Source organism: Parageobacillus caldoxylosilyticus NBRC 107762, assembly GCF_000632715.1.
GTDB classification, from domain to species: domain Bacteria; phylum Bacillota; class Bacilli; order Bacillales; family Anoxybacillaceae; genus Saccharococcus; species Saccharococcus caldoxylosilyticus.
Window position 1 is genome coordinate 1 of the sequence record NZ_BAWO01000079.1, and the last position, 14,972, is coordinate 14,972.

The following is a 14,972-nucleotide window of genomic DNA, read 5'->3' on the forward strand; positions in this document are numbered from 1 at the left end:
TTATGTTTATGAAGCATCCTGCCTATGTGTAAGAGGCAGGATGCTTTTTCATTTTATCGAAAATCAAGGGAATGAAATTTCTTTATTAAGTATTGATAAAGCAATAACGGCACTTTCTCTGCGGTTAAAGATAGAAATTGGACGATCAAGATATATGCTTTGCTCGGATAAGAGTGCAATAACTCACTCCACCACTCCGTTTCGTACCGAGAAATCATGCTTAAGTTGTATAATAATAAATAATGGACAATGATTTCGGGGAACATAAATATTTTTTCTCTTTTCGTAGGAATGTAATATGTCCCATTGAGATGAAATAGAAATGGCTCACAACCAATTGGCTGTAACGGTGATTCCATATGGAAATGAAGAAACCGCTCTTCCTCTTTGGCAAACGTAATGTTTAAAAAATGCCATTCTTGCTCTATGTGGTAAATAAATCGATTTAACGTCATATGATAATAGTCCAAAATATCTTTTGGAATGGCGATGGAATGATTCGAAGGGTTATGTATTATTTTTAAGGATAATATTTTTTTATTGCCACTAAATAGCGAAAACATTTCATGTAGCTCACATATTCGTTGCAGCAGTGTGCCCATGCGAAATTTTTCCCCTGTTAGCTGTTTCACATGAAACATTTTTTCAGAAAAATGAGTAAACAATCCGTTCTTTTGTACTTTTACCTCATCATCCAAAAATTCATAGCCTTGTTTCTTTCTTTTTCTTGTCGATACTCCGTGCGCCAAGACGGAAGTGGATTCGGGATAATCTGCATCGACGGTAAGGAGACAAGCCTTTAGAAGCTGTACCATTCCGTAAAATAAAAGGACAGGCTTGATGGACAACGGAGCATGACGTGCTGTTGCATAAAAGCTTTGTCCGTGTTCTAAATAATAAAGAAACGGATAACAGTTCGTATAGCTCTTTTGCACGGCATCTGCCCGTTCTTGTTCAATATAGCACTGGTAAAGAAGCTGTTGGGCTGTATCAGCTGAATGAAAGATGATAAATTTGTTTTGCATATTTCCGTAATCAAACATTTCCATCCTCCTTATTATCACCATTTAGCGGAAATAACTGAAAAGTGGAACATTTTCTATACTCCTTGACAGTAGTTTAACCAGTTGTTAAGCTACTAATAATAATTTCCGGACAAGGGGGAGAAAACATGTGGGAATCCAAATTTGCCAAAGAAGGATTAACTTTTGACGATGTGCTTCTCATTCCTGCCAAATCCGATGTATTGCCTCGTGATGTCGATGTGACGACGAAATTAAGTGAAACGTTGCAATTGAACATTCCGATCATTAGCGCGGGAATGGATACGGTCACGGAAGCAGAAATGGCGATTGCCATGGCAAGGCAGGGCGGTCTTGGCATTATTCATAAAAACATGTCCATTGAACAGCAAGCCGAGCAAGTCGACAAAGTAAAGCGTTCGGAACGAGGAGTTATTACCGACCCATTTTTCTTAACCCCTGAGCATCAAGTGTATGATGCAGAACATTTAATGAGCAAATACCGAATTTCCGGCGTGCCAATTGTGAACAATGAGAAAGAACAAAAGCTCGTCGGCATTATTACAAACCGTGATTTGCGTTTTATCCAAGATTATTCCATTAAAATCGCCGACGTAATGACGAAGGAAAATTTAATTACTGCACCTGTCGGGACGACGCTGGAAGAAGCAGAAAAAATTTTGCAAAAGTATAAAGTGGAAAAACTACCGCTCGTTGATGAAAATAGAGTATTAAAGGGGCTTATTACCATTAAAGATATTGAAAAAGTTATTGAATTTCCAAACTCCGCTAAGGACGCCAAAGGACGTCTCATCGTCGGGGCTGCTGTCGGCGTGACTGCTGATACGATGATCCGCGTGAAAAAACTTGTAGAAGCAAACGTGGACGTCATTGTCGTGGACACGGCGCACGGCCATTCGAAAGGTGTCCTCGAGACTGTCCGCAAAATTCGTGAGCAATATCCAGATTTAAACATTATCGCGGGCAATGTCGCGACAGCAGAGGCGACACGCGACTTGATCGAGGCAGGCGCCAACATCATCAAAGTCGGAATCGGGCCTGGATCCATCTGTACGACACGTGTCGTCGCCGGGGTTGGGGTGCCGCAAATTACGGCGATATACGATTGTGCGACAGAAGCGCGCAAACATGGCGTCCCGATTATCGCTGATGGCGGAATTAAATATTCCGGAGACATCGTAAAGGCGATAGCGGCGGGAGCTCATGCCGTGATGTTGGGCAGCCTTTTGGCCGGCGTATCGGAAAGCCCAGGAGAAACGGAAATTTATCAAGGAAGACGGTTTAAAGTGTACCGTGGAATGGGTTCGGTCGCTGCCATGGAACGGGGCAGCAAAGACCGCTATTTCCAAGAGGACAACAAAAAATTTGTCCCGGAAGGAATCGAAGGGCGCGTTCCGTACAAAGGACCGCTAGCGGACACTATTTATCAGCTTGTTGGCGGCCTGCGTGCGGGAATGGGATATTGCGGAACAAGAAATTTAGAAGAACTGCGCGAAAAAACGCAATTTATCCGGATGACGGGTGCCGGATTGCGTGAAAGCCACCCGCATGACGTGCAAATTACGAAAGAAGCTCCAAACTACTCTGTTTTCTAACGATAGGGCTGTGTCTATTTACCTAACTTAAGGCGGAGAAATTTCTCCGTCTATTTTTTTGTGAGCGGGTATGTTACAATAACGTTTGTGTGAGGAGGGTTCGAAAGTGAAGAGAGTCATACAAAAAACGATGATTGGTTTCCTTGTTGCTTGCTTATGTTTAGGTTTATTGCCGTTTCAAGCAGCAAAAGCAGAGAGTGATCCATTGGATATCAATGCTGATGCGGCAATTTTGGTGGACGCCGACACAGGGAGAATTTTGTATCAAAAAAACATTGACACTGTTCTTGGTATCGCCAGCATGACAAAAATGATGACGGAATATTTACTGCTAGATGCCATTAAGGAAAAACGGGTAAAATGGGATCAACAATATACGCCAAGCGATTACGTTTACCGGCTTTCGCAAGATCGTAGTTTGTCGAACGTTCCGTTGCGGAAAGATGGAAAATATACTGTTCGCGAACTTTACGAAGCAATGGCCATTTATTCAGCCAACGGAGCCACAGTAGCGATTGCTGAAATTGTCGGCGGTTCCGAGAAAAATTTCGTAAAAATGATGAACGAAAAAGCGAAACAATTAGGATTGAGAGACTACAAATTTGTCAATGCGACTGGATTAAGCAATAAAGATTTAAAAGGTTTTCACTCAGAAGGAACGAATGTAAATGATGAAAATGTGATGTCAGCACGTGCAATGGCAACATTGGCCTACCGTTTGTTAAAGGATCATCCGGAAGTGCTGAAAACAGCAAGTATCACCCATAAAACATTCCGTGAAGGAACAGACGATGAAATTAAGATGGATAACTGGAACTGGATGCTGCCAGGGTTGGTTTATGCCTACCCAGGAGTTGATGGTTTAAAGACAGGATATACGGAATTTGCAGGAAATTGCTTTACAGGGACAGCGAAGCGCAACGGCGTCCGTTTCATCACGGTGGTGATGAACGCAAAAGACAACAGCGGGAAATCAACGAGGGAGGCTCGCTTCGAAGAGACGCGGAAACTGTTTGACTATGGATTCAGCAATTACTCTAAGAAAGAACTATACCCGAAAGGATATCAACTGAAAGGGAATAAAACCCTTCCGGTCGTAAAGGGGAAAGAAAAGACTGTATCGATTGCAACGGACAAGCCGCTCTCTGTATTAGTGAAAAGCGGCGAAGAAAAAAATTATCGTCCTGTTTATGTTTTCGATAAAAAGAAATTGACCGATCAAGGCGAATTAACGGCTCCAATCAAAAAAGGAGAAAAAGTTGGATATATGACATTGCAATACAAAGGCGAAGATTCGTATAGCTTCTTAAATCCGGACATGAAGAAAAATGTGAGCGTAAATATCGTAGCAAAAGAGAGCGTCGAAAAGGCGAACTGGTTTGTGCTCACTATGAGAGGAATCGGCGGATTGTTCGGCGATCTATGGACAAGTGTAGCAAAAACGGTCAAAGGCTGGTTTTAAGAGCTTCTTCCTTTGGAGGGAGCTTTTTCTATTGTGATTTTTAAAAAAATTGAGGTAAAATAGAAAAATGTAATCATCTAAACTGTGATATTTCAACCCAGCTATCACAGTATGAAGATAGAAATAAGGGGGAATAAAAGATGGCAATTACGGGTACGGACCGTGTCAAACGAGGGATGGCAGAAATGCAAAAGGGCGGCGTCATCATGGATGTCGTCAATGCGGAACAAGCGAAAATTGCCGAGGCAGCCGGCGCAGTGGCGGTAATGGCGTTAGAACGCGTTCCTGCTGATATTCGCGCTGCTGGCGGCGTGGCTCGCATGGCGGATCCAACGGTCATTGAGGAAGTGATGAATGCCGTATCGATCCCTGTGATGGCCAAAGTGCGCATCGGCCATTACGTAGAGGCGCGCGTGTTGGAGGCGCTAGGGGTAGATTATATTGACGAAAGCGAAGTATTGACGCCAGCCGATGAAGAGTTTCATATTGATAAACGACAATTTACCGTTCCTTTTGTATGCGGCTGCCGTGATTTAGGAGAGGCAGCGCGCCGCATTGCGGAAGGCGCATCGATGCTGCGGACAAAAGGGGAACCAGGAACGGGAAACATTGTCGAAGCAGTGCGGCATATGCGCAAAGTCAATGCGCAAATACGTAAAGTGGTCAGCATGAGCGAAGACGAATTAGTGACAGAAGCCAAAAATTTAGGAGCTCCAGTCGAAGTATTGCGTGAAATTAAGCGGTTAGGCCGTCTTCCAGTTGTCAACTTTGCCGCTGGCGGGGTCGCGACTCCGGCAGACGCGGCACTGATGATGCACTTAGGGGCAGACGGCGTATTTGTCGGCTCTGGTATTTTCAAATCGGAAAATCCAGAAAAATACGCACGGGCAATCGTTGAAGCTACCACCCATTACGAAGACTATGAGTTAATTGCTCATTTATCGAAAGGATTAGGCGGCGCAATGCGCGGCATTGATGTCGCATCATTATTGCCAGAGCAACGGATGCAAGAGCGTGGTTGGTAAGTAAAGGAGCAATGGGACAATGAAAATTGGAGTACTTGGCTTACAAGGTGCGGTACAAGAACATGTTCGCTCTATTGAAGCATGTGGGGCAGAAGCAGTTGTCGTAAAAAAACCAGACCAGCTTGCAGAACTGGATGGTCTCATTCTCCCTGGCGGCGAGAGTACAACGATGCGCCGTCTTATGGATAAATACGGATTTATGGAGCCGTTAAAACAATTTGCCGCGTTAGGAAAACCGATGTTCGGCACGTGTGCGGGGTTAATTTTGCTGGCGAAACGAATCGTTGGCTACGATGAACCACATTTAGGACTGATGGATATTACTGTCGAGCGAAATTCCTTCGGTCGTCAGCGCGAAAGTTTTGAAGCGGAACTTTCGATTGCAGGGATTGCTGATGATTTTATCGGCGTGTTTATCCGCGCTCCACATATTGTGGAAGTCGGCGAAGACGTCGAAATTTTGGCCAAATATGAGGACCGCATTGTCGCAGCAAGACAAGGACAATTTCTTGGATGTTCATTCCATCCTGAATTGACGGATGACCACCGCATGACGCAATATTTTCTTAATATGGTGAAAGAAGCAAAGCATAAAACGGGTTGCGTTTGAGAAAAACTTGTAGTACATTATTGATACAAGTAATGCGGCAAAAGTGTATAACGCGAAAGCGATGAAAGGAACTAGTAGCAAGACCGTTTCTCTTCAGAGAGTCGGTGGGTGGTGTGAACCGATGGGGAACGCTTGTGAATCCGTCCTTGAGCAAAATGCTGAATGCGTAAGCTAGTAAGCATTTTCGGTTTTTCGCCGTTATCGGTGCAAGCGGAAGACAACCTTGTCTTCAATAAGGGTGGCAACGCGGGATTGCTCTCGTCCCTTTTTGGGACGAGAGTTTTTATTTTATATAATAATAAACGAAGGAGGTATTGGCTCATGCTCGATATCAAATTTTTACGCAACCATTTCCAAGAAGTAAAAGAAAAACTGCAACAGCGCGGCGAAGATTTGGCGAATATAGATCGCTTTGAAGAGCTTGACAAAAAGCGGCGTGAACTGATTACGAAAGCAGAAGAACTAAAAAATACAAGAAATGAAGTATCGCAACAAATCGCCGTGCTAAAACGTGAGAAAAAAGATGCGGAACATCTGATTATGCAGATGCGCGAAGTTGGCGAGCGCATTAAAGCAATGGATGAAGAGATCCGACAAGTGGAAGAGGAGCTAAATGCCCTGTTGTTGTCCATTCCAAACGTTCCGCATGAATCGGTGCCTGTTGGCAAGTCAGAGGAAGATAATGTGGAAATTCGCAAATGGGGAGAGCCGCGGTCGTTTTCGTTTGAGCCGAAACCGCATTGGGAAATTGCTGATCAACTTGGCATTCTTGATTTTGAGCGGGCTGCGAAAGTCACAGGAAGCCGATTTGTCTTTTACAAAGGGCTAGGTGCCCGTTTGGAGCGTGCGTTGATTAACTTTATGCTTGATGTGCATATTGAAGAGTTTGGCTATCAGGAAGTGCTGCCGCCGTATTTGGTCAACCGGGCCAGCATGACGGGTACAGGGCAACTGCCAAAATTTGAAGAGGATGCATTTCGCGTCGAAAACGAAGACTACTTTCTTATTCCGACGGCGGAAGTACCAGTGACGAATCTGCATCGCGATGAAATTTTATCAGCCGAAGATTTACCGATCTACTATGCGGCTTACAGTGCATGTTTCCGCGCTGAGGCCGGCTCTGCAGGGCGCGACACGAGAGGGCTGATTCGCCAGCATCAGTTCAACAAAGTGGAGCTGGTGAAGTTTGTCAAACCGGAAGATTCGTATGAGGAATTAGAAAAACTGACGAATCAGGCGGAGAGAATTTTGCAGCTGCTCGGACTGCCTTATCGTGTGGTATGTTTATGTACGGGAGATTTGGGCTTTTCGGCTGCGAAAACGTACGATATTGAAGTCTGGCTGCCAAGCTACGGAACGTATCGGGAGATTTCTTCTTGCAGCAATTTTGAAGCGTTTCAGGCACGCCGCGCCAATATCCGTTTCCGTCGCGATCCGAAAGCGAAGCCGGAGTATGTGCATACGCTCAATGGCTCAGGTTTGGCTATCGGCCGTACGGTTGCCGCTATTTTGGAAAATTATCAGCAGGAAGACGGAACGGTTGTCATTCCAGAAGTATTGCGCCCATATATGGGAAACAGAGACGTTATTCGCTAGCCAAAAAGAAGCGGGGTTGCGCCCCGCTTTCACTATACAAAGATGTTGACTTTTATCGACGATAATGTTATATTGAATGACGTCGGCACGGAGGAGTACCCAAGTGGCTGAAGGGGTCGGTCTTGAAAACCGAGAGGCGCCGCAAGGCGCGCGGGGGTTCGAATCCCTCCTCCTCCGCCATGAAAGCAAATGAAGAGTACCAACGCGCATAAGTGGAGATTGTCATCCGGAACAATTCGTTACGTTATCGTAACGAATTTTTATTTTCAAGAAAAATAACCGCCTAACGAAGGCGGTTATTTTTTATGTGTTCATATTCACGAATAATCGCTGCTGCTTTTTGAATAATCGGTTCGATCGATCGCTCATCTTCGATAATGTCGTATTCGTTAATGTTTATACGCAAAACAGGGCAGACGTTAAATTTGTTAATCCATGCTTCATAGCGTTCATACATTTCCTTCCAATAGGATACGGGTGTTTTTTGCTCCATTGGACGTCCGCGCTCACGAATGCGTTTCATCACTTCGTCAAAATTCCCTTCCAAATAAATAAGCAAATCGGGATGAGGAAAATACGGTGTCATCACCATTGCCTCGAATAAGCTTGTATATGTTTCGTAATCAACCGCTGTCATCGTCCCGTTTTCAAAGTGCATTTTTGCAAAAATTTGGGCGTCTTCATAAATAGAACGGTCTTGAACAAACCCGCCGCCGTATTCAAACATCCGCTTTTGCTCTTTAAACCGCTCGGCGAGAAAATAAATTTGCAAATGAAAACTCCAACGCTCAAAATCGTCGTAAAACTTCTCCAAGTATGGATTCGTATCTACTTTTTCCAACGAAGTGCGGAAATTCAATGCTTTTGCCAATGCTTTTGTCATTGTCGATTTACCAATGCCTACAGTGCCGGCGATCGTAATGACTGCATGATCTGGAATGTAGTATTTTTCACGTAGATTCATCATGATGAAGCTCCTTTTACTGCATGGTTTATTTGTTCTAATATGTAATGTAAATCTTCTTTCCGTTGCACGAAGTCAAGCTGATCTCCATTAAAGCGGAGAACAGGGATGTGCGGATGTTTCCGCTCGAATAGGGAAAAAGTTTCTTCATAGTCGGTGCAAAGCTGCTGTAAATAGAGCGGATCGATGTTTTTTTCAAAATCACGACCGCGTTGTTGGATACGTGTCAACAAGGTGTCAAGGCTGGCATGCAAGTAAATGATGATATTCGGCTGTGGCAAACCATCGGTTAAAATATCATAGATTTTTGCATACTTTTGATAGTGGTGATTTTTTAACGTTCTTTTCGCAAAAATCAAGTTTTTTATCATATGATAATCCGCAACGACTGGGATTTTTTGTTGAAGAAAACGGCAGTGAATCTCCTCTAATTGTTTGTAGCGATGGCAAAGAAAAAACATTTCGGTTTGGAAGCTCCATTCCTCCATATTTTCATAAAATTTCCCGAGAAATGGATTTTCCTCAACAATTTCTTTTACTAAATGATAATGGAACTGTTTGGCGATTGCTGCAGCTAACGAGGTTTTTCCTACCCCTATTGGGCCTTCCACTGCAACAAATGGAACGTTCCTCATGTTCTACTTCTCCCTTCTTCGTAAACAAACAATTTTTATTCTAGCATAAAAAAACGCACTTGGGCATGTTTCCAAGTGCGAGGGAAAAAAGGATTTATCTTTTTACGACAGTAAAATTGTCGGTTAGAAGCAGCCAGTTTTGCGGGAAATCTAATCCTAATTTCCAATAGCTCATTCCCCGTAAGCCAAGCTCTTTGACTAAATTAAATTTTGCTTGAATGGAGCGGGCGTCTTCAAACCAAACTTCATGTTCTTTTCCGTTTTCATCCCGATAGCGGAAATGTGGAGCTTGTGCTCTCGTATCGTATTGAATGGCAACGTTGTGTTGGGCAGCAAGACGGATGGCTTGCTGCGGGCTGATCGCCCGCGCATATGGTCCGCCTGGAACATATGGAAGGGTCCAGTCATATCCATATAAGTTTTGTCCCATTAAAATTTTCCCTGCAGGCATTTCAGAAATCGCGTATTCGAGCACCCTGCGGACGGGGCCGATTGGAGAAACCGGCATCGGCGGGCCGCCGCTATACCCCCATTCGTACGTCATAATGACGACGAAATCGGCGATTTGGCCGTGGGCACGGTAGTCGTGCGCCTCATACCAGCGTCCTCTTTGCGTGGCGCTCGTTTTCGGAGCCAACGCCGTAGACATCATCCATCCTTCTTGCTCGAACCGCCGCTTCGCTTTTCGTAAAAACGAATTATACGCCTCGCGGTCTTGAGGGCGCAAGTATTCCATATCAAAGTGGATATCGCGGAATCCGTATTTTTTGGCGGTCGTGACGATATTCTCTAAAAGCCGGTTTTGCAGTGATTCATTGTTTAAAATAATCGCTCCTAGTTCATCGCTAAACTGATCGTTTTCAATATTAGTGATGACCATGATTAAAGTAACACGATTCGCGCGGGCGATAGATGGAAAATTATTCAATGGAGGCTCTTTCAGTGTCGCGTTTCGCTGGATTTGAAAACGAAATGGAGCTAAATAAGTTAAATATGGAGCGGCTTGGCGAGCGCTTTCCTCCAAAGCTGGGCTGACAGTTGTTCCGCGAGGTTCGATATATCCGTTAAATTCAGCTCTGCGCTTGGTTGCTGGAGGGATATATAACCGCTGTCCAACTTGTAACGGACTGTTAAGAGAAATACGGTTTACTTCGGCAAGCCGCTGCATTGGAATGGAAAATCTGCGGGAAATCGACCATAAACTATCGCCGCGCTGCACCCAGTAAAAACGGCCGACGATTGGAATCACAATTGCCTGGCCGACGACAAGATCGTTAGGATTTGGCAACTGATTTGCCCGAATGATGTCTTCTGGAGTCGTATTATACGCTTGCGCGATTCCACTTAACGTTTGCCCGCTTTGTATGACATGGATTTGCATACTTTACCTCCCAGTTGCGTCTTCGTTCCTCTTATTTTATGATGGAAAAAGAGCAGAAATGACCGTTTTTGCGAGGAGTGGAGCATGATCAGCGACGAATACTATATGCGTTTGGCCATAGAAGAAGCAAAAAAAGCGGAACAGATAGGAGAAGTCCCGATTGGAGCGGTGATTGTTCAAGGTGGCCGTGTTATTGCCCGTTCCCATAATTTAAGGGAAACAGAGCAGCGCGCGATTGCCCATGCAGAAATTTTAGCGATTGATGAAGCATGCAAAGCAACACGTTCATGGCGCCTAGAAGATGCAACATTATATGTCACACTAGAGCCTTGTGCGATGTGTGCCGGCGCCATTGTCCTTGCCCGCATCAAGCGTGTTGTGTTCGGCGCTAGCGACCCAAAGGGGGGCTGTGCTGGGACGTTAATGAATTTACTTCAAGAAGAGCGGTTTAATCATCAGACTGAAGTGACAAGCGGGGTATTGGGCGAAGAATGTGGGCAAATGTTAAGCAATTTTTTCCGCAAGCTTCGCGAGAAAAAGAAAAATGTTGGGCAAAGTTCCAATTAAATTACAACGTGCAGTCATTGCATTTTTTTCGCAAAACCGCTATACTTATATTGCCGTGCTAAGCGGGGAGGTAGCGGTGCCCTGTACTCGCAATCCGCTCTAGCGAGGCTGAATTCCTTCTCGAGGTTAGTCTGCTGTAAGGTCTGTCTCAAGTAAGTGGTGTTGACGTCTGGGTCCCGCGCAATGGGATTCCGTGAACCCTGTCAGGTCCGGAAGGAAGCAGCAGTAAGCGGATGCTCCCATGTGCCGCGGGGGTGCCTGGACTGAGCTAACTGCTTGAGCAACGCTTGGGGCAGCTAATCGACAGAAGGTGCACGGCCTTACATATCGAAAAGCAAACTCACTCCTTGCGAGTGAGTTTTTTTTATTTCTTATTTTAAAAAAAGAAGAAGACATTATATAATAGATGAGACGAGAAAAAGAGGAGGGCCATTTCGTGACGTATCAAGCTTTATATCGTGTTTTTCGGCCGCAGCGATTTGCTGATGTAGTCGGTCAAGAACACGTAACGAAAACATTGCAAAGTGCCCTGCTTCAAAATAAAATATCTCATGCCTATTTGTTTTCCGGTCCGCGCGGTACAGGAAAAACAAGCGCTGCCAAAATTTTTGCCAAAGCGGTAAATTGTGAGCATGCCCCGACGGCGGAACCGTGCAACGAATGTCCAGCGTGCATTGGCATTACGAACGGCACCATTCCAGATGTGCTAGAAATCGACGCGGCTTCGAATAACAGGGTGGATGAAATCCGCGATATTCGCGATAAAGTGAAATTTGCGCCGACATCGGTTCGATACAAAGTGTATATTATCGATGAGGTGCATATGCTTTCGATCGGTGCTTTCAACGCGTTGTTAAAGACGCTAGAGGAGCCGCCAAAGCATGTTATTTTTATATTAGCAACAACAGAACCTCATAAAATTCCGCTTACGATTATTTCCCGGTGTCAGCGCTTTGATTTTCGGAGAATTCCTTTGCCTTCCATCGTCGCAAGGTTAAGACATGTCGTCAGTCAGCAAGGCATCAAAGCTGCCGATGAGGCGTTGTCTGCAATCGCGCGCGCGGCTGATGGCGGGATGCGCGACGCGCTAAGTTTGCTTGATCAAGCGATTTCCTTTAGTGACGGACAGTTGCTGCTTGAAGACGTCCTTGCTATGACCGGAGCTGTATCCTCTGCAACATTGGCTTCGCTAGCGCAGGCCATATATGAGAAAGATACGGCAGCAGTATTGCAGCTGCTTGAGAACATGATGGATCAAGGGAAAGATCCGAACCGTCTTATCGAAGATTTAATTTTTTATTATCGCGATCTTTTGCTCTACAAAACGGCACCGCATGTAGAAGGGGCAATAAAAGGCGCTATCGTGGATGACGCGTTTAAACATCTGGCGGAGGCCGTGCCGGTCTCTGACCTATATGAAACGATTGAAGTGTTAAATAAAAGCCAGCAAGAGATGAAATGGACGAATCATCCGCGCATTTTTTTAGAAGTTGCACTAGTAAAGCTATGCCATCCACAAGCTTCACACGCATTGCCGCCTTCCGAAGAACTTCAATCGCTGATAAAAAGGGTAGAATATTTGGAAGCGGAACTGCGCCGTATGAAGGAACAAAATGTAGCTGCCGCGACAGCAACTGCCGCGCCAGCTAAAAGACAAACAAAAGGGCTAAAAACAGGAGGATATAAAACACCAGTTGGCCGGATTTACGAAATATTAAAGCAAGCGACTCATCAAGATTTGGCGTTGATTAAAAGCCATTGGGCCGAGATGCTGGATACGCTGAAAAAGCAACATAAAGTATCTCACGCGGCCTTACTGCAAGAAAGCGAGCCAGTTGCCGCCAGTCCAACTGCATTTGTGTTAAAGTTTAAGTATGAAATTCACTGCAAGATGGCGGCTGATAATACGAATTATGTGAAAGATAATTTAGAGGCCATTTTATTTGAACTAACGAAAAAGCGCTTTGAAATGGTAGCTGTTCCTGAAGAAGAATGGGGCAGGATAAGGGAAGAATTTATTCGTGGAAAAGAAGCCAAGCAGGAACAGGAGGAAGAAGATCCTTTAATAGCGGAAGCAAAGCGGCTGTTTGGCGAGGAATTAATTGAAATTAAAGAATAAAGAAATGGTATGAAGGAGGAAAACACGATGATGCGTGGTGGAATGGGAAATATGCAAAAAATGTTAAAGCAAATGCAAAAAATGCAAAAGGAAATGCAGAAAGCACAAGAACAACTAGGTGAAAAAACAGTAGAAGGCACCGCAGGAGGCGGTATGGTGACAGTGATCGCGAACGGTCATAAAAAAATTTTGGAAGTGAAAATTAAAGAAGAAGTAGTGGATCCGGAAGATATCGAAATGCTTCAAGATTTAGTGTTGGCAGCAACCAATGATGCGTTGAAAAAAGCGGATGAGCTTGCAAACGAAATGATGGGACAATTTACAAAAGGATTGAATATTCCGGGATTGTTCTAGGAGGAGTTTTATGCATTATCCTGAGCCGATATCTAAGCTGATTGACAGTTTTATGAAGCTTCCCGGAATCGGGCCCAAAACAGCAGTTCGTCTTGCCTTTTTTGTTTTAACGATGAAAGAAGATACGGTGTTGGAATTTGCTAAAGCGCTTGTGGACGTCAAACGCAATATTAAGTATTGTACGATTTGCGGCCATATTACGGATACAGACCCTTGTTATATTTGCAAAGATGAAAGACGCGACAAAACGACGATATGTGTTGTGCAAGATCCGAAAGATGTCATTGCTATGGAAAAAATGAAAGAGTATAATGGGCTTTACCATGTGTTGCACGGCGCGATCTCGCCGATGGAGGGCATCGGCCCAGAAGATATAAAAATTGCCGAGTTGTTAAAAAGGCTGCAAGACGAAACAGTACAGGAAGTAATTTTAGCGACAAACCCGAATATTGAAGGGGAAGCGACAGCGATGTATATATCGCGGTTATTAAAGCCGACGGGAATTAAGGTGACAAGAATTGCCCATGGCCTCCCAGTGGGCGGCGATTTGGAATATGCCGATGAAGTAACGCTTTCAAAAGCCTTAGAAGGACGCCGGGAATTGTAGAAAGAGAAAGAGGTGGAGACCCTTGTTATGGCGACGGAAAGGCTGGTTGAAAAAGGAGTTTGATTTAAAGCTAGCAAGGCAATTACAGGAGATGAGAGACGAATGGTATGAGCAGAAACGGCTCATTGAAAAAAGCGTAGATCCATCGGAGGACGTATTAGTAGCGCTTCATATCGCCGAAGCGAAATATTTTTTTCTCATCCGGGAAGCAAAGCATCGACGTATATCACTAAAGGGAGTGAATTAAACTTCCTTTATTTTTTTGTTCTTTTTTCCCCCGTTTATCATACCTTTGTAGTACAAGCAATAAAAGGGGGCATAGAGAATGGAACCAAAGGTAGTCATTCTTTTAATATTGTCGATGATTGTGGTTTTGTTATTAGTAGGCGCGCGATTAAAAGCGCTTCGGTTTATAGGATATGGGGCGATCAGGCTGGTCATTGGCGCGTTGGCGTTATTTGTGATTAATGCAATCGGGGGAAATTTTAGTGTTCATATACCGATCAATCTCGTAACGTCGTTCATATGCGGGTTTCTAGGAGTACCAGGAGCTGCGGCGTTAATCATTATCGATAAGTATATTGTCATGTAAAAGATAAAGAAATAATGCTAGTAGCGGAATTTTTCGATGATGGAAAGGCGTTATATATCTTAGAAACGCCTTTTTATATTTTTTAGAAAAACCTATTGACTTTCATTTTTATATGTATTATATTAATAAACGTCGCTGTTAAATAAATATAAAAATTATATTGACAGCATATAAATTGATATGTATAATATATAAAGTGTGTTAAAGTTCCTTGAAAACTAAACAAAACGCAAGCGTCAATCAAGAAAAGCGGAGGCTCGTAGCTTAACCGCGACGGGCAAATGTTCTTCGCCTGCAGGGGTGCTTGTCACCCCGAAGGCGAAGGTTATTTGACCCCCGAGCGGTTGCGAGCCGAAGCTAGACGATAAGAAAGGTGGAGGCACCGCGACGCCTTACGGTGTCGGTGCTGAAGCTAAAAATCA

The 14,972-nt window shown here is 44.3% G+C and carries 15 protein-coding genes, 1 tRNA gene, 1 other RNA gene and 1 other annotated feature; of the genes, 13 read left to right on the forward strand and 4 right to left on the reverse strand.

Annotated features, from left to right (window positions below; genetic code table 11):
* Positions 1-53: 53 nt before the first annotated feature.
* Positions 54-1,043 (reverse strand): YaaC family protein, encoded by a 990-nt coding sequence (locus GCA01S_RS17565; protein ID WP_042411976.1) that lies wholly within the window; start codon positions 1,041-1,043, stop codon positions 54-56.
* A gap of 128 nt (positions 1,044-1,171) precedes the next feature.
* On the opposite strand from GCA01S_RS17565, the gene guaB reads away from it, so the two are divergent.
* The 6 genes from guaB to GCA01S_RS17595 all read left to right on the forward strand — a co-directional run bounded on the left by guaB (position 1,172) and on the right by GCA01S_RS17595 (position 7,511).
* The gene (guaB, locus tag GCA01S_RS17570) at positions 1,172-2,638 is read left to right on the forward strand and encodes an IMP dehydrogenase (protein ID WP_042411977.1); all 1,467 of its coding nucleotides are present in this window, start codon (positions 1,172-1,174) and stop codon (positions 2,636-2,638) included.
* A 130-nt stretch (positions 2,639-2,768) separates the two neighbouring features.
* The gene (locus GCA01S_RS17575) at positions 2,769-4,100 is read left to right on the forward strand and encodes a serine hydrolase (protein WP_100225060.1); all 1,332 of its coding nucleotides are present in this window, start codon (positions 2,769-2,771) and stop codon (positions 4,098-4,100) included.
* 140 nt (positions 4,101-4,240) lie between these two features.
* Entirely contained in the window at positions 4,241-5,125 is an 885-nt protein-coding gene (pdxS, locus tag GCA01S_RS17580) for a pyridoxal 5'-phosphate synthase lyase subunit PdxS (protein ID WP_017434499.1), read from the forward strand.
* A gap of 19 nt (positions 5,126-5,144) precedes the next feature.
* Positions 5,145-5,735: a pyridoxal 5'-phosphate synthase glutaminase subunit PdxT gene (pdxT, locus tag GCA01S_RS17585; protein ID WP_017434500.1), complete on the forward strand. Its 591-nt coding sequence runs from the start codon at positions 5,145-5,147 to the stop codon at positions 5,733-5,735.
* Between the two features lie 52 nt (positions 5,736-5,787).
* Positions 5,788-6,004, forward strand: a binding site (T-box leader).
* A 52-nt stretch (positions 6,005-6,056) separates the two neighbouring features.
* On the forward strand, positions 6,057-7,331 hold the full coding sequence (gene serS, locus GCA01S_RS17590; protein WP_042411980.1) for a serine--tRNA ligase: 1,275 nt from the start codon (positions 6,057-6,059) through the stop codon (positions 7,329-7,331).
* Positions 7,332-7,420: 89 nt separating this feature from the next.
* Positions 7,421-7,511, forward strand: a tRNA-Ser gene (locus tag GCA01S_RS17595).
* Between the two features lie 103 nt (positions 7,512-7,614).
* On the opposite strand, the gene GCA01S_RS17600 is transcribed toward GCA01S_RS17595, so the two are convergent.
* The 3 genes from GCA01S_RS17600 to GCA01S_RS17610 all read right to left on the reverse strand — a co-directional run bounded on the left by GCA01S_RS17600 (position 7,615) and on the right by GCA01S_RS17610 (position 10,311).
* On the reverse strand, positions 7,615-8,295 hold the full coding sequence (locus GCA01S_RS17600; protein ID WP_042411993.1) for a deoxynucleoside kinase: 681 nt from the start codon (positions 8,293-8,295) through the stop codon (positions 7,615-7,617).
* On the reverse strand, positions 8,295-8,930 hold the full coding sequence (locus GCA01S_RS17605; RefSeq protein ID WP_042411982.1) for a deoxynucleoside kinase: 636 nt from the start codon (positions 8,928-8,930) through the stop codon (positions 8,295-8,297). The genes GCA01S_RS17600 and GCA01S_RS17605 overlap by 1 nt, the downstream gene beginning before the upstream one ends.
* A 94-nt stretch (positions 8,931-9,024) precedes the next feature.
* Complete coding sequence (locus tag GCA01S_RS17610; RefSeq protein WP_042411984.1) at positions 9,025-10,311, reverse strand: LysM peptidoglycan-binding domain-containing protein; 1,287 nt, start codon at positions 10,309-10,311, stop codon at positions 9,025-9,027.
* Between the two features lie 84 nt (positions 10,312-10,395).
* Between GCA01S_RS17610 and tadA the strand changes: the two genes are divergently transcribed.
* The 7 genes from tadA to GCA01S_RS17640 all read left to right on the forward strand — a co-directional run bounded on the left by tadA (position 10,396) and on the right by GCA01S_RS17640 (position 14,550).
* Positions 10,396-10,878 carry a tRNA adenosine(34) deaminase TadA gene (gene tadA, locus GCA01S_RS17615; RefSeq protein WP_017434505.1) on the forward strand — a complete coding sequence of 161 codons (483 nt, stop codon included), beginning with the start codon at positions 10,396-10,398 and terminating at the stop codon, positions 10,876-10,878.
* A 53-nt stretch (positions 10,879-10,931) separates the two neighbouring features.
* Positions 10,932-11,196: signal recognition particle sRNA large type (ffs, locus tag GCA01S_RS19675), an RNA gene on the forward strand.
* 118 nt (positions 11,197-11,314) lie between these two features.
* Positions 11,315-12,997: a DNA polymerase III subunit gamma/tau gene (gene dnaX / locus GCA01S_RS17620; RefSeq protein ID WP_042411986.1), complete on the forward strand. Its 1,683-nt coding sequence runs from the start codon at positions 11,315-11,317 to the stop codon at positions 12,995-12,997.
* Positions 12,998-13,024: 27 nt separating this feature from the next.
* Positions 13,025-13,351, forward strand: coding sequence for a YbaB/EbfC family nucleoid-associated protein (locus tag GCA01S_RS17625; protein ID WP_017434507.1), 327 nt, complete (start codon positions 13,025-13,027; stop codon positions 13,349-13,351).
* 10 nt (positions 13,352-13,361) lie between these two features.
* A complete protein-coding gene (recR, locus tag GCA01S_RS17630; RefSeq protein WP_042411988.1) occupies positions 13,362-13,958 on the forward strand; it encodes a recombination mediator RecR in 597 nt (198 codons plus the stop codon).
* A 22-nt stretch (positions 13,959-13,980) separates the two neighbouring features.
* Positions 13,981-14,205, forward strand: a complete 225-nt coding sequence (locus GCA01S_RS17635; protein WP_042411990.1) for a YaaL family protein — start codon at positions 13,981-13,983, stop codon at positions 14,203-14,205.
* Positions 14,206-14,283: 78 nt separating this feature from the next.
* Positions 14,284-14,550, forward strand: a complete 267-nt coding sequence (locus GCA01S_RS17640; protein ID WP_042411991.1) for a pro-sigmaK processing inhibitor BofA family protein — start codon at positions 14,284-14,286, stop codon at positions 14,548-14,550.
* Positions 14,551-14,972: the final 422 nt, after the last annotated feature.